Source organism: Nonomuraea sp. NPDC050328 (genome assembly GCF_044459405.1).
Taxonomy (GTDB): Bacteria; Actinomycetota; Actinomycetes; order Streptosporangiales; family Streptosporangiaceae; genus Nonomuraea.
In genome coordinates this window covers 970,772-995,495 of record NZ_JBITIW010000001.1, presented here as the reverse complement: position 1 = coordinate 995,495, position 24,724 = coordinate 970,772, and the positions used below count along the sequence as shown (strand labels likewise).

At 71.4% G+C, this 24,724-nt stretch carries 28 protein-coding genes; 20 read left to right on the top strand and 8 right to left on the bottom strand.

Annotated features, from left to right (window positions below):
* Positions 1–20: 20 nt before the first annotated feature.
* On the bottom strand, positions 21–956 hold the full coding sequence (locus ACIBG7_RS04510; RefSeq protein WP_357918341.1) for a DUF389 domain-containing protein: 936 nt from the start codon (positions 954–956) through the stop codon (positions 21–23).
* 73 nt (positions 957–1,029) lie between these two features.
* On the opposite strand from ACIBG7_RS04510, the gene ACIBG7_RS04505 reads away from it, so the two are divergent.
* Complete coding sequence (locus ACIBG7_RS04505) at positions 1,030–1,167, top strand: hypothetical protein (protein ID WP_357915875.1); 138 nt, start codon at positions 1,030–1,032, stop codon at positions 1,165–1,167.
* Here ACIBG7_RS04505 and coaA read toward each other — a convergent pair.
* On the bottom strand, positions 1,139–2,041 hold the full coding sequence (gene coaA / locus ACIBG7_RS04500; protein ID WP_357918343.1) for a type I pantothenate kinase: 903 nt from the start codon (positions 2,039–2,041) through the stop codon (positions 1,139–1,141). The genes ACIBG7_RS04505 and coaA overlap by 29 nt on opposite strands.
* A 146-nt stretch (positions 2,042–2,187) precedes the next feature.
* Here coaA and ACIBG7_RS04495 point away from each other — a divergent pair, with 146 nt between their 5' ends.
* The 13 genes from ACIBG7_RS04495 to ACIBG7_RS04435 all read left to right on the top strand — a co-directional run bounded on the left by ACIBG7_RS04495 (position 2,188) and on the right by ACIBG7_RS04435 (position 12,934).
* The gene (locus tag ACIBG7_RS04495) at positions 2,188–3,603 is read left to right on the top strand and encodes an alkaline phosphatase PhoX (protein ID WP_357915878.1); all 1,416 of its coding nucleotides are present in this window, start codon (positions 2,188–2,190) and stop codon (positions 3,601–3,603) included.
* A gap of 47 nt (positions 3,604–3,650) precedes the next feature.
* Positions 3,651–4,001, top strand: a complete 351-nt coding sequence (locus tag ACIBG7_RS04490; protein WP_357915881.1) for a holo-ACP synthase — start codon at positions 3,651–3,653, stop codon at positions 3,999–4,001.
* A 10-nt stretch (positions 4,002–4,011) separates the two neighbouring features.
* Complete coding sequence (locus ACIBG7_RS04485) at positions 4,012–5,448, top strand: NAD(P)H-hydrate dehydratase (protein WP_397335162.1); 1,437 nt, start codon at positions 4,012–4,014, stop codon at positions 5,446–5,448.
* Positions 5,449–5,465: 17 nt separating this feature from the next.
* Complete coding sequence (gene alr, locus ACIBG7_RS04480; protein WP_357915886.1) at positions 5,466–6,587, top strand: alanine racemase; 1,122 nt, start codon at positions 5,466–5,468, stop codon at positions 6,585–6,587.
* 4 nt (positions 6,588–6,591) lie between these two features.
* Positions 6,592–7,641, top strand: a complete 1,050-nt coding sequence (locus tag ACIBG7_RS04475) for an alpha/beta fold hydrolase (protein WP_397335161.1) — start codon at positions 6,592–6,594, stop codon at positions 7,639–7,641.
* Positions 7,638–8,090 (top strand): tRNA (adenosine(37)-N6)-threonylcarbamoyltransferase complex ATPase subunit type 1 TsaE, encoded by a 453-nt coding sequence (tsaE, locus tag ACIBG7_RS04470; protein ID WP_357915892.1) that lies wholly within the window; start codon positions 7,638–7,640, stop codon positions 8,088–8,090. Before ACIBG7_RS04475 ends, tsaE begins: the two co-directional genes overlap by 4 nt.
* A 175-nt stretch (positions 8,091–8,265) precedes the next feature.
* Complete coding sequence (locus tag ACIBG7_RS04465; protein ID WP_397335159.1) at positions 8,266–8,889, top strand: hypothetical protein; 624 nt, start codon at positions 8,266–8,268, stop codon at positions 8,887–8,889.
* 3 nt (positions 8,890–8,892) lie between these two features.
* Positions 8,893–9,432, top strand: a complete 540-nt coding sequence (locus ACIBG7_RS04460) for a class F sortase (protein WP_357915898.1) — start codon at positions 8,893–8,895, stop codon at positions 9,430–9,432.
* Positions 9,429–10,337: a phosphotransferase family protein gene (locus ACIBG7_RS04455; protein WP_397335158.1), complete on the top strand. Its 909-nt coding sequence runs from the start codon at positions 9,429–9,431 to the stop codon at positions 10,335–10,337. Before ACIBG7_RS04460 ends, ACIBG7_RS04455 begins: the two co-directional genes overlap by 4 nt.
* Before the next feature lie 11 nt (positions 10,338–10,348).
* Positions 10,349–10,987, top strand: coding sequence for a tRNA (adenosine(37)-N6)-threonylcarbamoyltransferase complex dimerization subunit type 1 TsaB (gene tsaB / locus ACIBG7_RS04450; protein WP_357915904.1), 639 nt, complete (start codon positions 10,349–10,351; stop codon positions 10,985–10,987).
* Between the two features lie 11 nt (positions 10,988–10,998).
* On the top strand, positions 10,999–11,430 hold the full coding sequence (gene rimI / locus ACIBG7_RS04445; protein ID WP_357918346.1) for a ribosomal protein S18-alanine N-acetyltransferase: 432 nt from the start codon (positions 10,999–11,001) through the stop codon (positions 11,428–11,430).
* Positions 11,423–12,454, top strand: a complete 1,032-nt coding sequence (gene tsaD / locus ACIBG7_RS04440; RefSeq protein ID WP_397335156.1) for a tRNA (adenosine(37)-N6)-threonylcarbamoyltransferase complex transferase subunit TsaD — start codon at positions 11,423–11,425, stop codon at positions 12,452–12,454. The genes rimI and tsaD overlap by 8 nt, the downstream gene beginning before the upstream one ends.
* Positions 12,455–12,616: 162 nt before the next feature.
* Positions 12,617–12,934 (top strand): HigA family addiction module antitoxin, encoded by a 318-nt coding sequence (locus tag ACIBG7_RS04435; protein ID WP_397335155.1) that lies wholly within the window; start codon positions 12,617–12,619, stop codon positions 12,932–12,934.
* 90 nt (positions 12,935–13,024) lie between these two features.
* On the opposite strand, the gene ACIBG7_RS04430 is transcribed toward ACIBG7_RS04435, so the two are convergent.
* Positions 13,025–13,648 (bottom strand): 1,4-alpha-glucan branching protein, encoded by a 624-nt coding sequence (locus ACIBG7_RS04430; RefSeq protein ID WP_397335154.1) that lies wholly within the window; start codon positions 13,646–13,648, stop codon positions 13,025–13,027.
* Positions 13,649–13,775: 127 nt separating this feature from the next.
* Here ACIBG7_RS04430 and ACIBG7_RS04425 point away from each other — a divergent pair, with 127 nt between their 5' ends.
* Positions 13,776–14,387, top strand: coding sequence for a DUF998 domain-containing protein (locus tag ACIBG7_RS04425; RefSeq protein WP_397335152.1), 612 nt, complete (start codon positions 13,776–13,778; stop codon positions 14,385–14,387).
* A gap of 552 nt (positions 14,388–14,939) precedes the next feature.
* Here the strand turns inward: ACIBG7_RS04425 and ACIBG7_RS04420 are convergent.
* The 3 genes from ACIBG7_RS04420 to ACIBG7_RS04410 all read right to left on the bottom strand — a co-directional run bounded on the left by ACIBG7_RS04420 (position 14,940) and on the right by ACIBG7_RS04410 (position 18,721).
* Positions 14,940–16,853, bottom strand: coding sequence for a hypothetical protein (locus ACIBG7_RS04420; protein WP_397335151.1), 1,914 nt, complete (start codon positions 16,851–16,853; stop codon positions 14,940–14,942).
* 146 nt (positions 16,854–16,999) lie between these two features.
* Positions 17,000–18,196 carry a methyltransferase domain-containing protein gene (locus ACIBG7_RS04415; RefSeq protein WP_397335149.1) on the bottom strand — a complete coding sequence of 399 codons (1,197 nt, stop codon included), beginning with the start codon at positions 18,194–18,196 and terminating at the stop codon, positions 17,000–17,002.
* A 21-nt stretch (positions 18,197–18,217) separates the two neighbouring features.
* Entirely contained in the window at positions 18,218–18,721 is a 504-nt protein-coding gene (locus ACIBG7_RS04410) for a MarR family transcriptional regulator (RefSeq protein WP_357915924.1), read from the bottom strand.
* A 102-nt stretch (positions 18,722–18,823) separates the two neighbouring features.
* Between ACIBG7_RS04410 and ACIBG7_RS04405 the strand changes: the two genes are divergently transcribed.
* The 5 genes from ACIBG7_RS04405 (at position 18,824) to ACIBG7_RS04385 (ending at position 23,049) form a co-directional block, all read left to right on the top strand.
* Positions 18,824–19,660 carry an NAD-dependent epimerase/dehydratase family protein gene (locus ACIBG7_RS04405; RefSeq protein ID WP_397335148.1) on the top strand — a complete coding sequence of 279 codons (837 nt, stop codon included), beginning with the start codon at positions 18,824–18,826 and terminating at the stop codon, positions 19,658–19,660.
* A gap of 161 nt (positions 19,661–19,821) precedes the next feature.
* Positions 19,822–20,136, top strand: a complete 315-nt coding sequence (groES, locus tag ACIBG7_RS04400) for a co-chaperone GroES (RefSeq protein ID WP_203953588.1) — start codon at positions 19,822–19,824, stop codon at positions 20,134–20,136.
* A gap of 75 nt (positions 20,137–20,211) precedes the next feature.
* Positions 20,212–21,834 (top strand): chaperonin GroEL, encoded by a 1,623-nt coding sequence (groL, locus tag ACIBG7_RS04395; protein ID WP_357915930.1) that lies wholly within the window; start codon positions 20,212–20,214, stop codon positions 21,832–21,834.
* 379 nt (positions 21,835–22,213) lie between these two features.
* Positions 22,214–22,849 (top strand): sigma-70 family RNA polymerase sigma factor, encoded by a 636-nt coding sequence (locus ACIBG7_RS04390; protein ID WP_357918353.1) that lies wholly within the window; start codon positions 22,214–22,216, stop codon positions 22,847–22,849.
* Positions 22,846–23,049, top strand: a complete 204-nt coding sequence (locus ACIBG7_RS04385; protein ID WP_357915933.1) for a hypothetical protein — start codon at positions 22,846–22,848, stop codon at positions 23,047–23,049. Before ACIBG7_RS04390 ends, ACIBG7_RS04385 begins: the two co-directional genes overlap by 4 nt.
* Here ACIBG7_RS04385 and ACIBG7_RS04380 read toward each other — a convergent pair.
* Both ACIBG7_RS04380 and ACIBG7_RS04375 read right to left on the bottom strand, forming a co-directional pair.
* Positions 23,010–23,387 (bottom strand): DUF5319 family protein, encoded by a 378-nt coding sequence (locus tag ACIBG7_RS04380; protein ID WP_357915936.1) that lies wholly within the window; start codon positions 23,385–23,387, stop codon positions 23,010–23,012. The two genes, ACIBG7_RS04385 and ACIBG7_RS04380, sit on opposite strands and share 40 nt — an antisense overlap.
* Before the next feature lie 81 nt (positions 23,388–23,468).
* Entirely contained in the window at positions 23,469–24,503 is a 1,035-nt protein-coding gene (locus ACIBG7_RS04375) for a helix-turn-helix domain-containing protein (RefSeq protein ID WP_357915939.1), read from the bottom strand.
* Positions 24,504–24,724: the final 221 nt, after the last annotated feature.

Genomic DNA, 24,724 nt, shown 5'->3' with positions numbered 1-24,724 from the left:
GACCGGTGGCAGAGCCTCGTTCACACGGAGGATTTCCGAGCTCGTCCTGCGGTTTGACCCACCTGGGGCCAGAAGGTCCGCTGGAGGAGGAGAGTGACCACCCCCGCGATGATCATTCCCGCGATGTTGACCGCGAGCTGGGCCGCCGCGCCGCCCACCGCGCCCCACTCGCCGAGCGCCAGCGCCACCGCGGCGTAGCCGGCCGCCGGGATGGTGGTGACCGAGATGAAGACGCCGACCAGCGCCGACGACTTGCCCGCGGTGATCGAGAGCACCCCGGCCGTGCCCGCCAGCAGCGCGACGATGAAGGAGAACTTGTCCGGCAGCACGATGAAGCGGACCTCGTTGTTGATCTCCAGCATGTGCCGGTCCACCCAGCCGAGCAGCTTGGAGACGAAGGCGCAGGCGAAGGTGACCGCGATGCTCAGCGAGAAGCCCACGACCAGCGTGCGCACCGATTCGGCGATCAGCCGGACCCTGCCGCGCAGCAGGCCGAAGCAGACCGCCGCGACCGCGCCGAACTCCGGGCCGAGCACCATCGCGCCGACGATCAGGATCGGCGAGTTGAGCAGCACGCCGATCGCCGCGAGCTGGGTGGCGATGGCGAAGAAGACCAGGTAGGCCCAGGTGATCCTGGAGTCGGCGTGCACCCGCTGGGCGAGATCGGCCCAGATGACGGTGTCGTCCCCGTCGCCCGGCGCCTCCTCCTCGGCCTTCTCCGCCACCCGCGACAGCGACAGGTCCACCTGCTCGATGGCGATCGAGCCGCACTCCTCCAGCCACTTCAGCCGGCCGATCACGATGTTGGCCGACTCGCGGGCGAGGTCGCAGAAGACCAGGTCGCCCGCCGGCCGGACGGCGACGCCGGGCAGCACCGCGACGTTCGTGACGCCCGTGCACTCGTCCAGCGCCGCCAGCACCTCGGCCGTGCGGTCGGCCGGGCTGACCAGTCTCATGTGCAACACGGCGACCATTCTCGTCCATCGCTCGTTGAGGGAACGTTGACGGCCCTCGGCGAGGCTGCCGGGCATGACGAAGCACCGTTGCCACGCCGAGGGCGAGCCGTGCTGGTTCGCCGACATAGACGACCGCGAGTGCCTGGGGCGCTTCGCCGCCTACGTCTTCGCGGAGACCGGGTTCAGGTACGGCGAAGCCGTACCCGCCTGATCGAGTGGTCGGCGCCCTTGCGCAGCACGAGCTGGGCCCGGGCGCGGGTCGGGGCGATGTTCTCCACGAGGTTGCGCTCGTTGATGTCGCGCCAGACGTTCCTGGCGAACTCGGTCGCCTCCTCGTGCGACAGGTCGGCGATGAAGCGGAAGTAGGACTTGGGGTCCTCGAAGGCGGTGCGCCGCAGCTTGTGGAAGCGGTCGACGTACCAGTCGCGGATGTGCTCGACCTTGGCGTCGACGTAGATCGAGTAGTCGAAGTAGTCGCAGACCGCCAGCGAGGTGGGCGGCGCGGGCTGCAGGACGTTGAGCCCCTCGACGATGAGGATGTCCGGGTTCTTCACCACCTGCTGCTCGCCGGGGACGATGTCGTACTCCAGGTGGCTGTAGACGGGCGCGCGCACCTCGGCCGCGCCCGACTTCACCTCGGCCACGAACCGCACCAGCGCGCGCCGGTCGTAGCTCTCCGGGAAGCCCTTGCGGTGCATGATGCCGCGCTCTTCGAGCACGGCGTTGGGGTAGAGGAAGTTGTCGGTGGTCAGCAGCGCCACCTGCGGGTGCTCCGGCCAGCGCGCCAGCAGCGTGTGCAGCAGTCGCGCGGTGGTCGACTTGCCCACCGCCACGCTGCCGGCCACCCCCAGGATGTACGGCACGCGCCGCTCCGGTTCGCCGAGGAAGGCGTTGAGCGTGCTGGCCCGCTGCCGGGAGCCGGTGAAGTGCAGGTTGAGCAGCCGGGTGAGGGGGAGGTAGATGTCGGTGACCTCGGCGAGGTCGATGGGGTCGTCGAGGCCGCGCAGCGCCTCCAGCTCGTCAGCGGTGAGAGTCAAGGGCGTGTTCTTGCGGAGTTCGCTCCACTGCTCCCTGCTCAGGTCCACGTAGCCGTTGTTCACCCCGGAAGCCTAACCACGGTGCCGGAGTGCGCCCGCAGCCAGGTTTGGCGAATTACGACATATGGCGATCTGTAGGGGGCGGATTAACGTTCGGTGAACAGCCCCGAGCTGCTCACCCGAAAGGTTGGCGCATGGATCGTCGCAACTTTCTCACCGGAGCCGGTGTCTCCCTTCTGGCCGTCGCCGGACCCTTCGCGGGCGTCGCCCAGGCCGGCGTGAACGGCGGTACCCGGCCCGGTCCCGGCTACGGGCCGCTCCGTCCGGTCGCCGACGAGCGGGACGGCGTGGTGCGGCTGCACCTGCCCGACGGTTTCCGGTACCGCTCGTTCAACGCCGCGGGGGAGCCCTTCACCGAGGGCGGTCTCACCCCGGGCCGGCACGACGGCATGGCCGCCTTCCACGGGCGGCGCGGCCACGCCGTACTCGTGCGCAACCACGAGGTCAACGGCCCGGTCGGCGCGTTCGGCGACCCGGCCAAGGCCTACGACCCGGCGGCGGGCGGCGGCACGGCGACCCTGGAGGTGACGCGCTACGGCGAGGTCGTGCGCAGCGGGCCGTCGCTGACCGGCACCATGATGAACTGCTCCGGCGGCCCGATGCCGTGGGGCTCCTGGGTGACCTGCGAGGAGACGGTCAACGGGCCGGACGTGGGCAACGACTTCTCGGGCGGCGACAACTCCAAGCTGACCCAGAAGCACGGCTACATCTTCGAGGTGCCCACCCGAGGCGCCGCCTCGGCGCAGCCGATCCGCTCGGCCGGGCGCTTCGCGCACGAGTCGGTCGCCTTCGACCCGCTGTCCGGCGCGCTCTTCCTCACCGAGGACAACTTCGCCTTCCCCAGCGGCTTCTACCGCTACCAGCCGCCGCGCAACCCGCTCGCGGCGCGGCGCCTTCTCGACGGCGGCAAGCTGCAGATGCTGGCCGTACGCGACGAGCCGGGCAAGGACCTGTCGGTGGGGTTGCCGGTCGGCAGCACCTTCCGGGCGACCTGGGTCGACGTGGACGACCCCGATCCCACCTTCACCGGCACGCCCAGCAACGACACCGCCATCCAGGCGGTCGGCAACCAGGGACGGGCCAAGGGCGCGGCGCTGTTCTCCCGGCTGGAGGGGGCGATCTACCACCACGGCACGGTCTACTTCGTCTCCACCCAGGGCGGCGCGACCGCGCCCGGCGACACCCCGCCCTCGGGCTTCGGCAAGGGCCGCGGCCAGATCTGGGCCTACGAGACGTGGTCCTCCACGCTCAAGCTGGTCTACGAGTCGCCCGGCTCGGCCGTGCTCGACCTGCCCGACAACATCACCACCAGCAACCGCGGCACCCTCGTGCTGTGCGAGGACGGCGGCGCGGACAACTACCTGCGCGGCCTCACCCGGCGCGGCGAGATCTTCGACTTCTCCCGCCTGGTGCCTGTCGCCGGGGACAGCGGCGCCGAGTTCGCCGGCTCCACCTTCGGGCCCGGCGGCCACACGCTCTACGTGAACGTGCAGTCCAGCAAGGGCGTCTCCTTCGCGATCTGGGGCCCCTGGCACCGCGGCGGCTTCTGACCGGCCCGCGCGGCCTCCCGTGGTCAGGCGTTGGTTACGCTGGGTCGATGATCCTCGGCATTGGGGTGGACCTGGTGGACGTCGCCCGGCTGGAGGCCGCGCTCGGGCGGACGCCGGGACTGCGCGAGCGGCTGTTCACCGAGATCGAGCGCGACCTGCCGGCGCGGTCGCTGGCCGCGCGGTTCGCCGCGAAGGAGGCGGTGGCCAAGGCGCTCGGCGCGCCCGAGGGGCTCGGCCACCTGGAGGCCGAGATCCGCTGCGACGAGGCCGGCCGGCCGCACCTGTCGGTGTCGGGCCGGGCCGCCGAGGTGGCCAGGGACCTGGGCGTCAAGCGCTGGCACGTGTCGCTGACGCACGACGGCGGGCTGGCCATGGCCTACGTGATCGCCGAGGGTTAGGTTCGATCCCATGCGCACCGCCTACCGAGCCGACCAGATCCGGGCCGCCGAGCAGGCGCTCATGGCCACGCTGCCCGAGGGCACGCTCATGGACCGCGCCGCCGCGGGCCTGGCCGCCGGTTGCGCCGGCCTGCTGGGCCGGGTGTACGGCTCGCGGGTGCTCCTGCTGGTGGGCAGCGGCGACAACGGCGGCGACGCGTTGTTCGCCGGGGCGCGGCTGGCCCGCCGGGGCGCCCGGGTGACGGCGGTGCTCGCCGGCTCCAAGACGCACGAGGCCGGGCTCCACGCCTTCCGCGCGGCCGGCGGCCGGGTGGGCGACCGGGTGGAGGCGGCCGACCTGGTGCTTGACGGCCTGGTCGGCATCGGCGGCTCGGGGCCGTTGCGCGAGCCGTACGCCAGGCTGGCCGCGGAGGCCGCGCACGCGGGCCGGGTGGTGGCCGTGGACGTGCCGAGCGGCGTGGACGCGAGCACCGGCCAGGCCCACGGAGCGGCGGTCAGGGCCGAGGTCACGGTCACGATGGGCGCGTACAAGACCGGCCTGCTGGTCGATCCGGGCGCGGCCTTCGCCGGCCGCGTCGAGCTGGTCGACATCGGCCTGGGCCGCTACCTGCCCGACCCCGACGTGGCGGCGCTGACCGGTGCGGACGTCGCCGACCTGCTGCCCTCGCCGGGCGTGGAGTCGGACAAGTACCGCAGGGGCGTGGTCGGCATCGCCGCGGGCAGCGACGCCTACACCGGCGCGGCCGTGCTCGCCGTGGGCGGCGCGTTGCGGGCGGGCGCCGGGATGGTGCGGTACGTCGGCCGCGAGGCCCCGGTGGCGCAGGTGCGCGCGCACTGGCCCGAAGCGGTGATCACCGAGCTGGAGCGGCCCGCGCTCGACGGGGTGGGCCGGGTGCAGGCGTGGGTGCTCGGCCCCGGCCTCGGCACCGACGAGTGGGCGCACGAGCTGGCCGCCCGCGTGCTGGCCTCGGACGTGCCCGTGCTGATCGACGCCGACGCGATCTCGCTGGTCGCCCGCGACCGGTCCCTGCTGCTGCGCAGCGCGCCGGTGCTGCTCACCCCGCACGCGGGGGAACTGGGCCGGCTCCTGCGGGTCGCCCGCGAACCGATCGAGGCCGCGCGCCTGGAGCACGCCCGGCGGGCGGCGGCCGAGCTGGGCGCGACGGTGCTGCTCAAGGGCTCGACCACGGTGGTCGCCGAGGAGGAGCGGCCGGCCCGGGTCAACACCACCGGCTCGGCGTGGCTGGCCACCGGCGGCACCGGCGACGTGCTCTCCGGGATCGGCGGCGCGCTGCTGGCCCAGGGGCTGAGCTGCTACGACGCCGGATCCTGCGCCGCCTACCTGCACGGTCGCGCCGCGCGCCTGGCCGGCGGGCCGCTGACCGCCTCCGACGTGGCCGCCGCGATCCCGCGGGCGCGGCGATCCCTGGGACGAGCACCGGACTGAGCTGCCAGACTGGAAAGATGCATTTCCCAGCCGAGGCACGCGTCGATCTCAGCGCGATCAGGGCGAACGTCGCGCTGCTCAAGGAGTACGCGGGCGGCGTAGAGCTGATGGGCGCGGTCAAGGCCGACGCCTACGGGCACGGGCTCGTGCCCGCCGCCCAGGCCGTCGTCGCGGGCGGGGCCTCCCGGCTCGGGACGGCCTACCTGCGCGAAGCCCTGGCGCTGCGCGCCGCCGGGGTGAGCGTGCCGGTGCTGTCGTGGATCCTCACCCCGGGCGAGCCGCTGGAGGAGGCGCTGCGGCAGGACATCGAGCTGTCGGCCTCCGACGAGTCGCGGCTCGGCGAGATCGCCGGGGCGGCCCGCCGTACCGGCGTGCAGGCCCGGGTGCACCTGGAGGCCGACACCGGGATGAGCCGCGGCGGCTCCCCGCTGGCCGCCTGGCCGGGGCTCCTGCGCCAGGCGGCCCGGCTGCAAGCCGAGGGCGTCATCGAGCTGGTCGGCCTGTGGTCGCACTTCGCCTGCGCCGACCTGCCCGGCCACCCGTCGGTCGAGGCGCAGATCGAGGCCTACGAGCAGGCGCTCAAGCTGGCCGAGCAGGCCGGGCTGGCCGGCTCGCAGGTGATCCGGCACCTGGCCAACTCGGCGGCCATCGTGACCCTGCCGCGCACCCGCTTCGACCTGGTCCGGCCCGGCATCGCGATGTACGGCCTGTCACCCATCCCCGAGCAGGGCGACTTCGGGCTGCGCCCGGCGATGACGCTGGTGGCGCAGCTCGCCCTCGCCAAGCGCGTGCCCGGCAAGTCGGGAGTGTCCTACGGGCAGCTCTACGTGACCGAAGCGGAGAGCACGCTTGGGCTCGTCCCCCTCGGGTACGCCGATGGCATCCTCCGGCACGCAACGGGGCGGGTGGAGGTGCTGGTCGGCGGAGTACGGCGCGGCATAGCGGGCCGGGTCTGCATGGACCAGTTCATGATCGACGTGGGTGACTCCCCGCTCCGCGACGGCGACGAGGTCGTGCTGTTCGGCCCTGGGACGGGGGGCGAGCCCACCGCACAGGAATGGGCGGATAACCTCGGCACGATCACGCATGAGATCGTGACGAGAATCGGGTCACGGGTGCGCCGGGTGTACGTGGAGTGAGGTCATGACGACGACAGCTCGGAGGAAGGTCGGCATCGCCGGCGCGATCGTCGGCGCCGCCTCCGCCGGCGTGGCCGCGGTGGCGCTGGCCAAGCGGTACGCGGTGGGCCGCATCAGGCTCCGCCCCGACCCCGCCGCCAGCGAGCCCCTCGGTGAGCTGCGCGGGCGCGAGCGCACGCTGATCACCTCCGACGGCATCGCGCTGCACGTGGAGATCGACGGGCCGGAGGACGCGCCGCTGACCCTCGTCTTCTCGCACGGCTACTGCCTCAACCTGGAGTCGTGGCACTACCAGCGGCGCGAGCTGCGCGAGAACCACCGCATCGTGCTCTGGGACCAGCGCTCGCACGGCCTGTCCCAGCGGGCCCCGGCCGAGGACTGCACGATCGACCGGCTCGGCGACGACCTGGCCGAGGTGCTCGACGCCTTCGTGCCCGGGGCGTGCGTGCTGATCGGCCACTCCATGGGCGGCATGACCATGATGGCGCTGGCCGACCGGCGCCCGGAGCTGTTCGGCGAGCGGATCAGGGGCGCGGCTCTGCTGGCCACGTCCGCCGGCAAGCTGGCGGAGCTGACGCTCGGCCTGCCCGCGCTGCTGTCCAAGGCGGTGCACAAGGTCGCGCCGCCGACGGTCTCCCTGCTCGGCCGGCGCGGCAGCCTGGTCGACAAGACCCGGCACGCCGGCAGCGACATCGCCTTCCTGATCACCCGCTACATCGGCTTCGGCGACTCCAAGAACGTCAGCCCGACGATCGTCGACTTCGCCGAGTCGATGATCAGGGCGACGCCCACCGAGGTCGTGGCCAACTTCTACTCGGCGCTGATGAACCACGACAAGCTCTCGGCGCTGTCGGTACTCGACGACGTGCCCACCGCGATCATGGTCGGGGATCGCGACTGGCTGACCCCGCCCGACCACAGCAAGGCGATCGCCGCCGCGCTGCCGAAGGCCCAGCTGACCGAGGTGCCCGACACCTCGCACCTGATCCAGCTGGAGCGGCCGGACGTGGTGAACGACGCGCTCAAGGAACTGGTGAAACGGGTGGAAGCATGAAGGTGGCGACCGCGGAGGACATGAGGTCTTTCGGAGTACGGCTGGCCGCGCGGCTGCGCGCGGGCGACCTGCTGGTGTTGTCCGGGCCGCTCGGCGCGGGCAAGACCACCCTGGTCCAGGGCATCGCGGAGGGGCTGAAGGTCCGCGGCCCGATCACCTCGCCCACCTTCGTCATCTCCCGCGTGCACCCGTCGCTGTGCGGGGGCCCGGCGCTGGTGCACGTGGACGCCTACCGGCTCGGCGGCGACCTGGAGGTGGACGACCTCGACCTCGACGCCTCGCTGGAGGACTCGGTCACCGTCGTCGAGTGGGGCGAGGGCAAGGTCGAGAACCTCGCGGAGGACCGCCTGGAGGTGCACATCTCCCGCGAGAGCGACGAGCGCGAGATCAGCCTCCGTGGCGTGGGGGACCGGTGGGCCGACACGCCGTCTGATCCGCGGCAAGGGTAAAAGCCGGGTTATCCGCTGCTCACCCTGGCACCATATGGATCATGGGTTGCCCGGGCACTTTCTGGGCATAACGTGAGGCATTTCACCGACTTTCGGTAGATGCTGGGGTCAAACGGCGGAGTGGGGTGCGGTGGTGCACAGGAGCCGGCAAGTCGCGTACGCGGGTGCCATCCTCATGCTGGGGTTAGTCGGCTGCGCGGCGGAAGCGTCGCCCAGCCCGACAGAGACACCGACCGGGGGCGCGACGGGGACGCCCTCCGCGACCGTCAGCCGGCAGAACATCCCCATCCAGCTCAACCCGGACAACGTGACCGAGGGGGACACCTCCAAGGTCTGGATCCTCGCCAACTGCCCGCTGCCGCAGGGCGGCCCCGCGCACACCGGCCGAGCGACCTCCGACGCCTTCGTCTCCGCGGTGACACTCCAGTCGGCCCCCGCCACCAGCCCGACCGCGAACCCCACCGCCACGCCCGCCCTGCCGTGGGTGCGCGGCCAGGCCGAGGTCGCCCGCACCGCCAAGCCCGGCACCTACACGGTCGACGTCAAGTGCGAGGGCACCAACGACACCGGCCGCGCGACGCTCCGCGTCATCCGTGACACCCCCGCCACCACGCGCCCGCCGGCGACCACCCGCCCGCCCACCGCGCGGCCCACCCGCATCGGCGCCGGCGGCGGCGGCACCTACGGCAAGGACATCGACGACGACCAGGGCGGCTTCCCGCTCGGGCCGGCCGGGATCTTTCTCGGCCTGGCGCTGGCCGGCGGCATCGGGCTGGCGGTCAGGCGTCGTCGCGCCTGAGCCATGGCGAAGTTCAGCAGGGTGGTACTGGCGGGGGCGGCCACCGGCCTGGTCATGGTCGCCTTCGGCAAGGTGGTCCAGGACCAGTCGCCGGCGGTCGCCGCCGTCGTGCCGCAGAGCATCGGCATCCCCTCGCTCGACCTGGAGGCGCCGCTGATGAAGCTCGGCACCACCAAGACGGGCGAGATGGAGCTGCCGCCGTACGAGAAGCCCAAGCTCGCGGGCTGGTTCAAGGGCAGCGCCGTGCCCGGCGACAAGGGCGCCTCGATCATCGTCGGGCACGTGGACACCAAGACCGAGCCGGCCGTCTTCTACAAGCTGCGCAAGCTGAAGAAGGGCGACCTGGTCGAGATCGAGCGCAGCGACGGGAAGGTGGCGAAGTACAAGGTCACCTCCATGGAGCAGGTGGACAAGGACGAGTTCCCGGCCGAGCGCGTCTACGAGCAGGACGGGCTGAAGCTGGTGACCTGCGGGGGCACCTTCGACTTCGACCGGAACGAGTACGACGACAACGTGATCGTCTATGCCACCCTGGTGAAATGAGCGACAATCCGCCCGCGTCGGGCGTCCGCGTCCCCTGGGAACAGGTGCCTGCCCGGGTCCGTGCCGAGGTCGAACGGGTGCTCGGCGCCCCGGTGGCCGAGGCGGTCACCCAGACCGGCGGCTTCTCCCCGGCCGCCGCGGTCCGGATCCGGCTGGCCGACGGCTCCCGGGTCTTCGTCAAGGCGATCGGGCCGGAGCCCAACCCCGACTCGGTCGAAATCTACCGGGCCGAGGCGCGGGTGGCCGCGATGTTGCCCGCCGAGACGCCCATGCCCCGGATGCTGCACACCTTCGAGCTCGACGGCTGGGTGACCCTCGTCTTCGAGGACGTCGACGGCCGGCATCCGGCCCTGCCCTGGCGCGCGGACGAGCTGGAGCGGGTCCGTGACGTCCTCGAAGAGCTCGGCAAGATCACCGCGCCGGCCGGGCTGCCGACCGTGGCGGCCGAGTACGGCGACAAGTTCCGCGGCTGGCGGCTGCTGCAGGGCGAGGACCTGACCGGACTGGACCCGTGGGCGCTGGCCAACCTCGACCGGCTGGCGGAGCTGGAGTCCGGCTGGGCCGAGGCGGCCGCGGGCGGCACGCTGATCCACGCCGACACGCGCGCCGACAACGTCCTGCTCACCGACGACCGGGTCTACCTCGTCGACTGGCCCTACGCCTGCGTCGGCGCGGCCTGGTTCGACTGGCTGTGCATGCTGCCCTCGGTGCGGATGCAGGGCGGGCCGCCGCCGCAGGACCTGCTGCCCGACCCGAGCCTCCCCGTGGTGTCCGCGCTGGCCGGCTACCTCGTCCGGCAGAGCCGCCTGCCCGCCCCGCCCGGGCTGCCCACGGTCCGCTCGTTCCAGCGCGCGCAGGGCGCCGTCACGCTCGACTGGCTGAAGCACTGCCTCCACGGCCAGTAAGCTCTTTCTTCGTGCTGCTTCTGGCCTTTGACACCGCGACGCCCGCGGTCACCGCTGCCCTGCACGACGGGGAGCGGGTGCTCGCCGAGTCCACCACGGTCGACGCGCGGCGCCACGGGGAACTGCTGGTCCCGATCATCGAACAGGTCCTGACCCAGGCGGGCGCCTCGATCCGCGACGTCACCACGCTGGTCGCGGGCACCGGCCCCGGCCCGTACACCGGGTTGCGGGTCGGGCTGATGACCGCGCAGGGGCTGTCCACCACGCTCGGTGTCCCGGCGTACGGCGTGTGCACGCTCGACGCGCTGGCCTACGGGAGCGGGCTGGAGCGGGAGTTCCTGGTCGCCACCGACGCGCGGCGCCGGGAGGTGTTCTGGGCCCGGTACGCGGGGTTCCGCGAGCGGCTGGACGGGCCGTTCGTCGACCGGCCCGCCGACGTGCCGGTCAAGGGGCTGCCCGTGGTGGGGCCGGGGATGTTCCCCGACGTGCTCGGCGAATCGGTGGCTCCGCCGTACCCCTTCGGAGGGCACCTGGCCGCCCTGGCGGCCACGCGGCTGGCGGCGGGTGAGCAGCTCGACCAGCCCCGCCCGATCTACCTGCGCCGGCCCGACGCGGTGGAGCCGGCGGCGCCCAAGAAGGTGACGCAGTGAACCTGCGCCCGATGACCCGGGACGATCTGCCCGCGGTCATGGCGATCGAGCGGGAGACCTTCCCGCTCGACGCGTGGAGCGAGGCGATGATGCGCGGCGAGCTCGACGAGCAGCCGCGCACCCGGCACTACGTCGTCGCCCTGGAGGGCGGCGAGATCGTCGGCTACGCCGGTCTGGCCGCCGCGGCCGACCAGGCCGACGTGCAGACCATCGCGGTGCTCGAAGCGCACCGCGGCAGGGGCATCGGCAGCGCGATGCTCACCGAACTGCTCGACGAGGCCTTCCGCCGGGGGGCCATCGAGGTCTTCCTCGAAGTGCGGGCGGACAATCCCGGCGCCCGGGCCGTCTACGAGCGCTTCGGGTTCGTGGAGATCGGCGTGCGCCGGCGCTACTACGACGACGGCACCGACGCGATCGTGATGAAGAGGAAGCTGGATGGCTGACGAACCGCTGGTCCTGGGTATCGAGACCTCCTGCGACGAGACCGGCGTCGGGATCGTCCGCGGGCACACGTTGCTGGCCAACACCATCGCCTCCTCCGCGGAGGAGCACGCCCGCTTCGGCGGCGTGGTGCCCGAGGTCGCCTCGCGCGCCCACCTGGAGGCGATGACCCCGACGGTCGAGCGCGCGCTGGCCGACGCGGGGCTGAAGTTCTCCGACATCGACGCCATCGCCGTCACCGCCGGCCCCGGCCTGGCCGGGGCGCTGCTCGTCGGCGTCGCCGCGGCCAAGTCCTACGCCCTCGGCCTGGGCGTGCCGCTCTACGGCGTCAACCACCTCGCCGCGCACGTGGCCGTCGACCAGCTGGAGCACGGCCCGCTGCCCAAGCCCTGCATCGCGCTGCTGGTCTCCGGCGGGCACTCCTCGCTGCTGCTCGTCCCCGACGTGGCCGACGAGGTCATCTCGCTCGGCTCCACCGTCGACGACGCCGCCGGCGAGGCCTTCGACAAGGTCGCCCGCGTGCTCGGCCTGCCCTTCCCCGGCGGCCCGTACATCGACCGCGCCGCGACCTCAGGTTCTGGTACGGCTATCGCCTTCCCGCGCGGCAAGCTCGACGACGGGACGCTCGACTTCTCCTTCTCCGGGCTCAAGACCGCGGTCGCCCGCTGGGTCGAGGCCCGCACCACGGCCGGCGAGTCCATCCACGTGCCCGACGTCGCCGCCTCCTTCCAGGAGGCCGTGGTCGACGTGCTGACCCGCAAGGCGCTGCAGGCGTGCAAGAAGTACGACGTGCACGACCTGCTCATCGGCGGCGGCGTCGCGGCCAACTCCCGGCTGCGCGCGCTGGCCCAGGAGCGCTGCGACGCCGCCGGCGTCCGCCTGCGCGTGCCCCGGCCGGGGCTCTGCACGGACAACGGGGCCATGGTGGCGGCGCTGGGCTCGAACCTCGTGGCGGCGGGGATCACCCCGTCGCTGCTCGACCTGCCGGCCGACTCGTCCATGCCGATCACCACGGTGCACGTCTGACCCTGCACCTCGGCTGACCGTCCTCAGTCCCGCGGAGCGGCTTCTGCGCGCTCCGCGGGACTTCTTGCTTCTCGGGGGATTCGGCCGGGAGGGTCGCGGGCTGTCATCGAGATCGCCGACCACCACGGATGACGAAACGAGCAGGAAGGAGCGTGACCACTGATGTCCGCGATCGACCCCACCTCGCCCGGCGTTCCTGACCACGCCGTGCCGCCCGGCGAGACCATCCGCGAGCACCTCGATGAGCTGGGCATGACACCGCGCGAACTCGCCACCCGGCTCGACCTCAGTCCCGAGCACCTCAACCGTCTGGTCCAAGGGCTGGCGCCGCTGAGCGCCGAGATGGCTCAGCGGCTCGAACTCGTCACCGGCATGCCTGCCCGGCTCTGGAACCGGCTGGAGGCGGACTACCAGCGCCTGCGACTTCAGGAGGAACCGACCGAGCCTCCTCCCCAGATGCGAGGAGCCGCCGCCACGTGAACGTGGCACTTTCCGGAAACAGCCGAAGGCCGGATCTCCGGAATTAAGCAATCGCTCGGCTTCGCCCGGCGGCGGCTCGCCTCAGAGCGCCTATGCGCCGCCGTCGGATCGCGCCACGACCACAGGCCCCCGGGAGCGGCTCCCGGTCGTCGTCCGCCACGAACAGACGACGTGGCCCGTCGCCTCCGGCGCGGCGTGCAAGACCCGGTTCAGCCGCAATGCCCCGGCCAGTTCGGTGCCGTTCTGGTCGTCGGCCGCGCCCGCGGCGAGGTCGGCCTCGGAGAGAGCCGCGCCGGAGCTCGCGACATCCCGGTCAGGAGTGTCGCTGACGTCCTGGGCCTGTGCCTCGGCTCGTCCCTCGATCAACGCCACCAACTGCGCCACCAGCACCGGGTCGTGGCACCCGTCGTACACCCACCGCTTGCCCAGCACCCCGTGCTCCATGGTCCCGACCAGGGCGTCCTCGGCCCCGTCGAGCGGCGCTCCCCGGTAGGTGAGCGGCACCAGGTAGGTGACCGGCTGGTCGCCGGCGGCGTCGGTGACGATGAGGAACTCGATCCCGACCTCGCCCTCCGGGTCGTCGAGCCGGAAGCCGCCCGCCTTGGCCAGTTCCGGCGCTCCCGAGCCGCCCCGATACCAGAGCCGGGTAGGGAGCCATTCGGTCAGCAGCTCCAGCTTGGTGGGCTTCGCGGTGGTGTGGTGAATCTCCGCCATGCCGCCCATTGTGTACCGCACCTGTCGAAGGCGCACACGCACCTCACGGCCTCACAACTTCTGCGGTAGTCGCCAGCCTCCCCACGGATGACGCCGGGCCATCCACCTGCTCCCTAACGTCATCCCCATGAAGAACACAGTGATCGCCGGTGCCGCACTCGGAGCCCTCGCCTTTGCCGTCTCGGACGTGGTCAACACCGAGATGAGCGTCGTCGCCGAAACAGTGAGCCGTTTCGTCAACACCGACGCCGGCTGGCTGGTCACCGCCGGACTCCTGAGCATCGCCGCCGGCTCCGCGGCCCTCACCTGGCTGGTGGCCCGCAGCGGCGTCAGCCGCCTTGGCACCTGGCTCCTGGGCCTCTGGTCGGTGGGCATCCTCTTGGCCGCGATCTTCCCCGCCGACCCGCCCGGCCAGTGGGACAACCCCTCGGTCTCCGAGACCGTCCACGGATTGGCCGCCTGGGTCGCTCTGCTGTCCTTCGTGATCGCCAGCGTGGTGCTCGCCCGGGCATTGCCGCGTGACCCCTTGTTCACCGCCACCACCGTGGTCGTCGTGGTGGGCCTGGTGCTCTTCATGGTCACCCTGGTTGACGCCATGGCCACCCGCTCCCTGCCCGCGGTCTTGGGCGTCACCGAGCGCATCGCGATCGGCGCCGACCTCCTGTGGATGGCCCTGTGCGCCCTCCGCCTCTCCCCGGTACGGCCGGCAGTCCGGCCCTCCGCGGCGGCTCAGCGCTGAGCAGGCCGCCGGGAACAGGCCCCCGGGTACAGGTAGCCGGCTACCCGCCAGCCGCGCCCCAGGTGGCCCCCGTCAGCCGCCGCGCTCATCCCAACCACGCCGCACCACCAGGCCCGGGAGCACTTACTCCCGGGCCCCACACCCTTCCGGGCGCCACACCCGCAGGCCCACCGACCCTCCAGGCTTTGGTGTCTCAGGCGTCAACGATTGGCCACCCAACCCCCGAAGCCTCCTCCCTCTCAAGACGACCCCAAAGACGCGGCAACCAGCCGCATCACCCGCCGCCGCCCTGAACGACGGGACGAAACCGCGTGGGTTAACGGGCACCGAAGGCACCGGTAGGCCCTTGGGAGGGCGAGTCCAAGCAGTGAGGCGCAAAGTGCCCTCGGAGCGAAGACCGGTGCCGCGAGTAGGGACGGGTGAGAGCTCACCGGAGTCGAGATGAGACCACGTGGTCAACGGGGGTCGAAGGGGGCCGGGAGGCCCCCTGGGAAAGCGAGCCCAAGCCCCCCGGCGCGAAGCGCCCCCCGGAACGAAGGCCCGAGCAGTGGGTCAGTCCTTGGGGCGGGACGGGCGGAGGAGGGCTTCGGCCAAGGCGAGCATGGTCTCCTCCAGGGCGCTGAGGCGCTTGGTGAGGTCGGTGGTGGCCGGCTCGACGATGCCGGTGACCGTACCCGTGAGTTCGTCCCGGTCCGGCCGGGCCTGGATGACCTCGGTGAGCGTGGTAGCCGCCGTGGCGAGGCGCTCGTCGAGGGCGTCGAGGCGCTTGACGTGCTCGATGGTGACGCCGTCGAGGAGTTCGCCGACCTGCTGGCTGACGGCGAGGACGGCGGGGAGCTGGCCGATGCGCTGGTTGACCGCCTCGACGTGGTCGTCGACGGTTTCGAGCTGTTCGCGGGTGGTGTCGGCGCGGGTGTCGAGGGCGTCGAAGCGGGTGGCGACGTGCTCGTCGAGGGCGCCGAGGCCGGCGTCGAGGCTGTTGAAGCGGGCCTCGTGGCGGGTGTCGGCGGTGGCGAGGCGCTCGTCCAGGGTGGTGAAGCGCTCGTCGAGGGTGGTGAAGCGGCTGTCGACGCGGCCGTCGAGGGTGTCGAAGCGGTCGTCGTGGCGGCGCAGGTGGCCGTCGATGGCGGTGAGGCGCTTGTCGGTGGCGACGGCGCGGGTGTCGAGGTCGCCGAGGTGGGTGTCGACGCCGTCGAGGCGGGTGTCGATGTCGGCCAGGCAGGCGTCGGCGGTTTCGATGCGCTTGTCGATGTTGCCGAGGCGGTTGTCGACGGCGATGAGGCGGCCGTCCACGCGCTCGACGCGGCTGCCGAGGCCTTCGAGGCGGCCGGCGAGGGCGTTCTCGGCGTGGTCGACCTGGGTGCTGATGTCCTCGACGCGGGTGCCGACCTGCTCGACCGCGCTGGAGAGGAGTTCGGTGGCGGCGGTGAGGTTGCCTTCGAGGCGCTCGCCGGTCGTCGCCAGCTTGTCGTCGAAGCGGCCGGCCAGCTCGGCGTGGCTGGTCTCGATGCGGCCCGCCAACCCGGCCTGGCCGGTCTCGATGCGGCTCGAAAGCTCCGCGTGGGTGCTGTCGAAGCGGGTGGTCAGCTCGGTGTGGCCGGTGTCGATGCGGGCGGTCAGCTCCGCGTGGTCGGCCTCCAAGCGGCCGGCCAGCTCGGTCAGGCCGGTTTCCACCTGGCCGGAGACCTCCGTGAGCCTGGTCTCGAAGCGCCCGGACAGCTCGGTGAACCGCGTGTCGAGACGCCCGGACAGGTCGGTGAACCGCCCGTCGAGACGTCCGGACACGTCGGTCAGCTTGTCGTCCAGGCGGAGCGACAGGTCGGCGAGCTTGTCGTCGATCCCGTCGGACAGGTCGGCCACGCCGCCCTCGACGCGGTCGAGCCGCGCGGTGAGGTCGGACAGGGTCTTGTCGAGCCGGGTGAAGCGGTTGGCGGCGGCCTCCATGTGCCCGCCGAGCTGCCCCAGCTTGCCGGTGACGTCGGTGAGGCGCTTGGCGATGCCCTCGGTGCCCTCGATGACCGAGTGGAGCCGTTTGAGGGCCTCGTCGACGTTCTCGCCGACGGTGCCGACGTCGGCCCAGAGGCTGGGCAGTTCGGCGACGGGGGTGACGCGTTCGCCGACCACGCCGACTCGGTCGCCGACGACGTCGACGTGGTCACGGACCGCCTCGACGTGCTGGGCGAGGCTCTCGGCCCAGGACGGCGGCCGGGTGGTGATGTCGTCGAGCCGCCCGCTGACGGTGTCGAGCACGCCGCTGAGGCCGCCGAGCTCGCGCTCGCGGACCTCGCGCAGCAGCCACTCCATGCCTTCGAGGCGCTGGCGGATCTCGTCGAGGACGGCGCCCTGGGTGCGCTGCTCGTAGACGTGGTCCTGGGCGGCGCGGGCGAGCAGCTCCCGCATTCGGTCGGAAACGGCCTGGCTGCTACTGCCTGGCTGAAGAAGGGCGACGTGGTTGGAATGATCCACCGAAAACTCCTTGCACTCGCCTACGGCATTTCAGCGCGGCGGTAGGATTGGTCCGGTTTGCCTAGGGGGAAAACTCCCGCGCGCCCACCCTAGCCTTTGGATCAAGGTTTCTTCTGTCGCTCGATAAAAGAGGGCGATTATCCGGTTTACGCAGGTGGATGCGGTGATCCGAGCAGCATGAAAGGCTTGTCCGCAATGCGGGTCAGGATAACGGTGGCGGTATTCGGGCCGGAAAGCCGGAGGTCCGCGCGCAGGCGCTCGATATCCACGGCGGAGCCCCGCTTTTTGATGGTGACATTTCCGACTTGGCGCTCACGGAGCACGGCGCGGAGGCGTTTCAGGGAGAAAGGCAGGGTGTCGTGAATCTCGTACCTTGCCGCCCATGGGCTGTCCACGGCCACGTCTGAGGTGATGTAGGCGATCATCGGGTCGATCAGGTGCCCGCCGACCAGGTCGGCGACCTCCGCCACCAGGTGGGCCCGCACGGCGGCGCCGTCGGGCTCGTAGAGGTACTTCGCCACCGGGCCGCTCGCCGCCACCGCGCCGGTGGGGGTCAGCGTGTGGCCGCCGGGCAGCAGCGTCGCCCGCCGCCGCGCGTGCTCCTCCAGCCCGGGCGGGGTGGGGTCGTGCCCGGCCAGGGGGCCGGTCCACAGGGCCGCCTCCTTGACCTCGCCGCGGTAGGAGACCCACTCCGCCTCCGCGTCCTCCGGGATCAGCTCGTACGGCAGGCCGGGCGCGACCTTCACGCACGCCGCCCGAGCTCTGGCCAGCAGGTCGACGACGACGGGCCACGGCGGAGAGTAGGCGTCGGGGTCGAAGGTCCGCCCTCGGGCGGTCCGCCGGGCCGGGTCGGCGAAGAGGGCGTCGTACCCCGCCGGGTCGATCGATGCGGCGTCAGCCGTACGGACGGAGATCAGGTCGCCGAGCCCCAGCGCGTCGGCGTTGGCCTGCGCGACCGCGACGGTGAGCGGGTCGAGGTCGCACGCGTCGACGCGGCAGCCGGCGCGGGCCAGGGCCAGCAGGTCGCCGCCGATGCCGCAGCAGACGTCCACGACGTGCAGCCCGGCCAGCCGCCTGGCGCGGTGCGCGGCGACGTCGGCCCGGGTGGCCTGTTCGAGGCCGTGCGGGGTGAAGTACATGCGGGCCGCGTCCGCGCCGAACTTGGCCTGCGCGCGGGCGCGGAGGCCGGCCTGGGTGAGAGCGGCCGAGGTCAGGGCGGCGTCGTAGGTCTTCCGCAGCCGGGTGGCGGCGGCGACGGGGTCGGCGCCGGTGAGTTCGACCGCCTCGGCGAGGGCCGCCTGGCCGCGCGGGGTCTGCAGGGCGAGGAAGGCGTCGAGGTCCACGTGTTCCGACGGTAGTGCACCTCACTCGGGGTCCGGCACGTCTCCCATCGAGATCAGCAGCTTGCGGAGCAGCCCGGCGAGCTGGTCCTGCTCGTCGTCGGTGAGCCCGGCGAGCATGCGGCGCTTGTTGGCGATGTGCCCGTCGAGCAGGCTGCGGGTCAGCCGCGCGCCCTCCTCGGTCAGCGTGACCAGGACCATGCGCCGGTTGCCGGGGGCGGGCCCGCGCTCGACCAGGCCGCGGGCGACCAGGCGGTCCATGCGGTTGGTGAGCGCCCCGGAGCTGAGCAGGGAGGCCGAGGCGAGGTCCTTCATGCACATCGTGTGCTCGGCGTTGCTGCGCAGCAGGGTCGCGAGGGTGTCGAACTCCCAGGTCTCCAGGTCCTCGCGGGCGAAGTGCTCCTTCATGCCCAGTTCGAGGCGGCGGGCGGCGCGGGTGAGGCGGGCGACGACGTTGGCGGGGGAGACGTCCAGGCCGGGGCTGGCGGCGACGCACTGACCGAGGAAGCGGTCCACGGAGTCTTCCATGCGGCCATCATATCGAAAACTTCGATGTTGAAATGTTCGCCGGAGTGAGCTAACGTCCTGGCTCGACGAAAGCTTTGATGTCGAAGTGTTTGAGGTGGAGACATGAAGATCCTGCTGGCGGGCGCGACCGGGTACATCGGCGGCGTGGTGGCCGAGAAGCTGCTGGAGCGCGGGCACGAGGTGGTCGCCTTGGTACGGCAAGCAGGCCGCCTGCCGTACGAAGAGCGGGTGGCGGACCTGGCCGACCCGGCGGCGGTGGCCGCGGCGGTCACCCCCGACGTGGACGCGGTGGTGCACGCCGCCCAGCTCACCGGCGACCCGGAGGTGGACCTGGCGACGGTGACCGCGCTGACCGCCAGGCCGGTGCACTACCTCAGCGGCGTCTGGGTGCTCGGCGAGACGCGTGACGGCACGGAGGACAGCCCGGTCGACCCGTACCCGATCGTCGCCCACCGCCCGGAGATCGAGCAGCTCGTGCTCGGCGCGGGCGGCTCGGTGGTCCGCCCGGGCGTGGTGCACGGCCGCGGGCAGGGCATCGTCGCCCTGCTCAAGTCCGTGGCCGCCGAGCGCGGCACGGGCGTCTACGTGAGCGCGGACGGGCAGGCGCCGACCTGGACCTTCGTGAACGTGGACGATCTGGCCGACCTGGTCGTGCTGGCCGCCGAGCGGGGTGTCTCGGGGGAGATCCTGCACGCGATCGCCGAGGAGGCGGTGCCGGTCGAGGAGGTGGCCGTGGCGGCGGCGCGCGCGGCCGGGGTGAAGCCCGAGGCCAGGCCGTGGCCGCTCGCGGAGGCCGCGCAGCTGCTCGGCGAGCCCTTCGCCGGGGCGCTCGCGAGGAGCCAGCGTGTCAGCTCCGCGCGAACACGACAGGCTCACGGGTGGGTACCGACCCGTCTGGGCGTCCTGTCCGACCTGGTGGAAGGCTCGTACGCGCCCTGAAGCCGTTCGTGTTGACTGTCAAGCCCCGCTTGCATATGTTTCCTGTTGGCACTCTCCCCTTGAGAGTGCCAAACACAAAAGCGACGAGGCAGGTCTGACACCCGCGACGGCAGGCCGCTGGTCGCCTCTTCTAGATCAGTCAAATCTGAAGGGGAGGTCCGATCGTGACGACCGCCACCAAGGTTCCCGTTAAGCCGCTCGGCGACCGCATCGTGGTTCAGCCGCTCGAGGCTGAGCAGACGACCGCTTCCGGCCTTGTCATCCCTGACACTGCCAAGGAGAAGCCGCAGGAGGGCAGGGTCCTCGCTGTGGGCCCGGGCAACTGGGACGAGGACGGCGACAAGCGGATTCCGCTTGACGTCAAGGAGGGCGACATCGTCCTCTACAGCAAGTACGGCGGCACCGAGGTCAAGTACGGCGGCGAGGAGTACCTGGTGCTCTCCGCCCGCGACGTTCTCGCGATCATCGAGAAGTAAGTCGGATATGTCGAAGCCCCGGGTCCAGTCCTTCTGTGCCCGGGGCTTTCGACGCAGGAGAGGACTCAGCTAGCAATGCCGAAGATTCTGGAGTTCGACGAGTCGGCCCGTCGCTCGCTCGAGCGCGGTGTCAACGCGCTCGCGGACGCCGTGAAGGTGACCCTCGGCCCGCGTGGCCGCAACGTGGTCATCGACAAGAAGTTCGGTGCGCCGACCATCACCAACGACGGTGTCACCATCGCCCGTGAGGTCGAGCTCACCGACAAGTACGAGAACCTTGGCGCCCAGCTCGCCAAGGAGGTCGCCACCAAGACCAACGACATCGCCGGTGACGGCACCACCACCGCGACCGTGCTGGCCCAGGCCATGGTCAAGGAGGGCCTCCGCAACGTGGCCGCCGGGGCCAACCCGATGGACCTCAAGCGCGGCATCGACAAGGCCGCCCGCGCCGTCAGCGAGAAGCTGCTGGCCAGCGCCAAGCCGGTCGAGGACAAGAAGTCCATCGCCAGCGTGGCCACCATCTCGGCCCAGGACGCCAAGATCGGCGAGCTCATCGCCGAGGCCTTCGACAAGGTCGGCAAGGACGGCGTCCTGACCGTCGAAGAGTCCAACGCCATGGGCATGGAGCTCGAGTTCACCGAGGGCCTGCAGTTCGACAAGGGCTACCTGTCGGCCTACATGGTCACCGACGCGGACCGGATGGAGGCCGTCCTGGAGGACGCCTACATCCTGCTCACCCAGAGCAAGGTCTCCTCCATCGCGGAGTTCCTGCCGCTGCTGGAGAAGGTCGCCCAGACCAAGAAGCCGCTCTTCGTGGTCGCCGAGGACGTCGAGGGCGAGGCCCTGGCCGTCCTGGTCACCAACAAGATCCGCGGCACCTTCACCTCGGTCGCCGTCAAGGCTCCGGGCTTCGGCGACCGCCGCAAGGCGATGCTCCAGGACATGGCGATCCTCACCGGCGGCCAGGTCGTCAGCGAGGAGATCGGCCTCAAGCTGGAGAACGTCGGCCTCGAGGTGCTGGGCCAGGCCCGCCGCATCGTCGTCACCAAGGACACCACCACGATCGTGGACGGTGCCGGTGACGAGGCGGCCATCGAGGACCGCGTCAAGGAGATCAAGCTCGCCATCGAGCAGTCCGACTCCGACTGGGACCGCGAGAAGCTCCAGGAGCGTCTCGCCAAGCTCGCCGGCGGCGTGTGCGTGCTCCGCGTGGGTGCGGCCACCGAGGTCGAGCTCAAGGAGAAGAAGCACCGTCTCGAGGACGCGATCTCCGCGACGCGCGCCGCGATCGAGGAGGGCATCGTCTCCGGCGGCGGCTCCGCGCTGATCCACGTCGGCAAGGAGCTCGACGACCTCGGCCTGACCGGCGACGAGGCCACCGGTGTCGGCGTCGTGCGCCGCGCGCTGGTCGAGCCGGCCCGCTGGATCGCCGAGAACGCCGGCCAGGAGGGTTACGTCGTCACCGCCAAGGTGTCCGACCTGACCACCGGTCACGGCTACAACGCCGCTTCCGGCGAGTACGGCGACCTGATCGCCCAGGGCGTCATCGACCCGGTCAAGGTCACCCGCTCGGCCGTCCAGAACGCCGCTTCCATCGCGGGCATGCTGCTCACGACCGAGGCGCTCGTCGTGGACAAGCCCGAGGAGGAGGCCCCGGCCGCCGGTGGTCACGGCCACGGTCACGGCCACGGCCACTGAGCCTCCGGCTCACCGCACCATGTACGGCCCGCCCTCCGGGGCGGGCCGTTCGCGTTTCCGGCACAGGGTGCTTCCCGGGTACGGCATGGCAGTCCGGTGCGGTCTGGGATGTAACGCCCGCCCGGCTCAGGAGGATTGACCGGCAGATGGCGGCAAGCATCACAGGAAGGATGAAAAGTATTTCCTGCGTAAACCAACAGCCCTACTAAAGCGTCGCGCCCCATCTGCCAATTACTGCGCATTTCGGGTTATCTGGTGAAATATTCAGAGCACCCGAAAGGCTTAGTGTGGTCAATTGATTACGCGCGGTTATCGTCGCCTCAATGTGACCAATCCGTAGCCGTTCGCTATGACGACAGGGCGGATCAGCGCGGGCATCATGCCTATCGTGAGCGAGGGAAGCGTCGCCGACGCCAAAATTGGGGTAAGGCTCGCGTCGAGACTTCCGGCACGAACGGATGACTCCGAGCTTAGAGAACTGACGAGCCTGGCCGTGCAGGGGGATCGCGGCGCGATCGAATCCCTGCTCGGGGAACTGCGGCCGATGGTGGTGCGCTATTGCCGCGCCAGGCTGGGCCGGGTTTCCGGGCAATATCACATAGCCGATGATGTGGCACAAGAGGTCTGCATCGCCGTATTGTCCGCTTTGCCCAGATATAGGGATATGGGCAGGCCGTTCGCCTCCTTCGTCTTCGGTATCGCGGCGCACAAGGTCGCCGACGCGTTGCGGAGTTCGATCCGCTCCGCCGTACCGACGCAGGATCTCCCCGACGGGCCGGACGAAGGGCCGGGGCCGGAGGAGACCGTGGTCCGCTACATCGAGGTCGAGCACGCCAGGATGCTGCTGTCCCGGCTGCCCGACAACCAGCGCGAGCTGCTCCTGCTGCGGGTGGTCTCGGGGCTGTCGGCCGAGGAGACCGGTAATGTTCTGGGCATGTCACCGGGAGCGGTTCGCGTCGCCCAGCATCGAGCGCTGGCCAGACTGCGGCAGATGGTTGAGCTGGAGTCGGCTTGACGCCGGAGCTCTGGGGCTCGAAAGGGCCTGGCGGGGAGGTCGCGCACCTCGGTGAGGTGGCGGCGACCGACGAACTGCTCACCGCCCTGTCTCGTGGTGAGGCGCCGGATCCGCACGATCCGGCGGCGCGGCTGCTGGCCCTCCTGGTGGAGGACGTCGGTCAGCGGCGCTCTTCGGTGTCGATGACGCCGTCCACGTAGCCCCTGGCGTACTCCCAGCTCACGTAGTTGGCCGGGTCGGGGTGGAAGGCCGGCTCGTGCACCTGCGGCCGGCCGTCGTCGATCATCTGGCGCAGGTTGCCGCGGAGTAGTTCCCAGTCGAAGTAGTGCTGCTCGCTGCACTCCGGGCAGTCGAGGACGAGCCCGACCACGCCCTGCGGTTCGAGAAGCGTGCGGAAGACGTCGACGTCGGCCAGGTCGGTGATCGCCTCGTCGCGTTCGGCCGCCGTCAGCGGCACGGGGTCGTCGAGCTCGCCCATCGCCGAGGCGGGATCGTCGGGGTCGTCCGCGAACGGGTCGCGGGGGACGTCGTCCAGCACCCTCCCACCATAGTGACCGAATCCGTCGAGAGCACCCATGGGCGCAGCGGGATGCCGAGGTGGTGGGTGATCACCCGCCCATCAGGAGCTGAGCCACCCCCGGCGCGCGGCCTCGACGCCGGCGTGGAAACGGGACTGGGCGCCGAGCTCGGTCATCGCGTCGGCGAAGCGGGCCCGCACCGTGCGCACCGAGATGCCGAGCTGGCGGGCGATCGACTCGTCGCACATGCCCTGCGCGGCCAGCCGGATCACCTGCGTCATGCCGTCGGCCCGGCGGCCCCACGGCAGCGGCACCGCGCGGCCCCACAGCTCGGCGAACAGGGCGCGCAGCACGCCGACCACGATGTGCGCCCGGACCAGGTAGAAGTTGTAGGCGTGGTCGGGCAGGTTGCCGCCCCACTGCGCGGGCAGCCCCGCGACGCCCTGGCCGGCGGTCATGAACCAGCTCGGCAGCCGGTCGAGGGTGCGGACCTGGCCACCGGTCTCGATGAGGCGCATCGCCTGCTCGCGCACGCCGGGCTGCGAGAGCGTGGCCACGGGGATGATCGCGTTGACCGTGAGCAGCCCGCGCTCCTGGGCATCGACCCACAGATCCGCAAATTTCTGGACAAAGTCGTCCATGGTGCGCTCGTCCGGCATGACGGTGCGCACCTCCATCGACGGCGACTGGACCGCCATCCCCACCACGCTCTCGTAGAGGATGTCCGCCCCGCTCACCGCCTCGACCGCGATCGGACCGTCCTGGAAGTCGCGCCCGGCGTCGTAGTCGCGGATCAGGCTGCGGATGGAGCTGAGGGCCGAGTCGATGCGCCGGCTCTCCTCGGCCAGCCGGTCGAGCCGCTCGGCGATCAGCCGGCCGAGCGCGGCGGCGGGGTGCCGGGCGAGGTACTGGCCCGACCGCTCGTCGATCACGCCCAGCCGGACCAGCTCGTCGAGCTGGCGGCCGACCGCGTCGACCGGCCCGTCCATGGCCTGGGCCAGTTCGCGGACCGTGGCGCGGTGCAGGCGCAACGCCGCGGTGTACAGGGCGGCCTGGGCCGGGTCGAGGCCCAGGGTCTCCAGCGGGTCGCCCGCCTCGCCGAGCACGGGAGGCGGTGAGGAGGTCTCGTAGCGCATGTGCGGGCTCCGTAGGGGGGTCGCGGCTGACGGAGGTGTCCGGCGTGCCGCGAGGATAACCCGGAAGCCCGCTCCTGTCCGGGGGTTGCGCGGACTCGGGCGCGGGGCGTGCAACTTCGTGCAATTGCACTTTTTGACATTGCGTGCGCATCTACCAGTAACGCAGTCTTAACCCAGCGTCGGCACCAGGACGCGAGTGGCGTGGCCATCAGGACGCGGAG

Bases quoted from the DNA above. Each gene is read 5' to 3' on its own strand.
- ACIBG7_RS04460 (WP_357915898.1), top strand. From the start codon at position 8,893: ATGGCGAAGTTCAGCAGGGTGGTACTGGCGGGGGCGGCCACCGGCCTG.
- ACIBG7_RS04485 (WP_397335162.1), top strand. From the start codon at position 4,012: ATGCGCACCGCCTACCGAGCCGACCAGATCCGGGCCGCCGAGCAGGCG.
- ACIBG7_RS04465 (WP_397335159.1), top strand. From the start codon at position 8,266: ATGCTGGGGTTAGTCGGCTGCGCGGCGGAAGCGTCGCCCAGCCCGACA.
- ACIBG7_RS04425 (WP_397335152.1), top strand. From the start codon at position 13,776: ATGAAGAACACAGTGATCGCCGGTGCCGCACTCGGAGCCCTCGCCTTT.
- rimI (WP_357918346.1), top strand. From the start codon at position 10,999: ATGACCCGGGACGATCTGCCCGCGGTCATGGCGATCGAGCGGGAGACC.
- ACIBG7_RS04405 (WP_397335148.1), top strand. From the start codon at position 18,824: ATGAAGATCCTGCTGGCGGGCGCGACCGGGTACATCGGCGGCGTGGTG.
- ACIBG7_RS04455 (WP_397335158.1), top strand. From the start codon at position 9,429: ATGAGCGACAATCCGCCCGCGTCGGGCGTCCGCGTCCCCTGGGAACAG.
- ACIBG7_RS04495 (WP_357915878.1), top strand. From the start codon at position 2,188: ATGGATCGTCGCAACTTTCTCACCGGAGCCGGTGTCTCCCTTCTGGCC.
- ACIBG7_RS04430 (WP_397335154.1), bottom strand. From the start codon at position 13,648: ATGGCGGAGATTCACCACACCACCGCGAAGCCCACCAAGCTGGAGCTG.
- ACIBG7_RS04375 (WP_357915939.1), bottom strand. From the start codon at position 24,503: ATGCGCTACGAGACCTCCTCACCGCCTCCCGTGCTCGGCGAGGCGGGC.
- tsaD (WP_397335156.1), top strand. From the start codon at position 11,423: ATGGCTGACGAACCGCTGGTCCTGGGTATCGAGACCTCCTGCGACGAG.
- ACIBG7_RS04410 (WP_357915924.1), bottom strand. From the start codon at position 18,721: ATGGAAGACTCCGTGGACCGCTTCCTCGGTCAGTGCGTCGCCGCCAGC.
- tsaE (WP_357915892.1), top strand. From the start codon at position 7,638: ATGAAGGTGGCGACCGCGGAGGACATGAGGTCTTTCGGAGTACGGCTG.
- alr (WP_357915886.1), top strand. From the start codon at position 5,466: ATGCATTTCCCAGCCGAGGCACGCGTCGATCTCAGCGCGATCAGGGCG.
- ACIBG7_RS04505 (WP_357915875.1), top strand. From the start codon at position 1,030: ATGACGAAGCACCGTTGCCACGCCGAGGGCGAGCCGTGCTGGTTCGCC.
- ACIBG7_RS04475 (WP_397335161.1), top strand. From the start codon at position 6,592: ATGACGACGACAGCTCGGAGGAAGGTCGGCATCGCCGGCGCGATCGTC.
- ACIBG7_RS04490 (WP_357915881.1), top strand. From the start codon at position 3,651: ATGATCCTCGGCATTGGGGTGGACCTGGTGGACGTCGCCCGGCTGGAG.
- ACIBG7_RS04510 (WP_357918341.1), bottom strand. From the start codon at position 956: ATGAGACTGGTCAGCCCGGCCGACCGCACGGCCGAGGTGCTGGCGGCG.
- groL (WP_357915930.1), top strand. From the start codon at position 20,212: ATGCCGAAGATTCTGGAGTTCGACGAGTCGGCCCGTCGCTCGCTCGAG.
- ACIBG7_RS04435 (WP_397335155.1), top strand. From the start codon at position 12,617: ATGTCCGCGATCGACCCCACCTCGCCCGGCGTTCCTGACCACGCCGTG.
- ACIBG7_RS04390 (WP_357918353.1), top strand. From the start codon at position 22,214: ATGCCTATCGTGAGCGAGGGAAGCGTCGCCGACGCCAAAATTGGGGTA.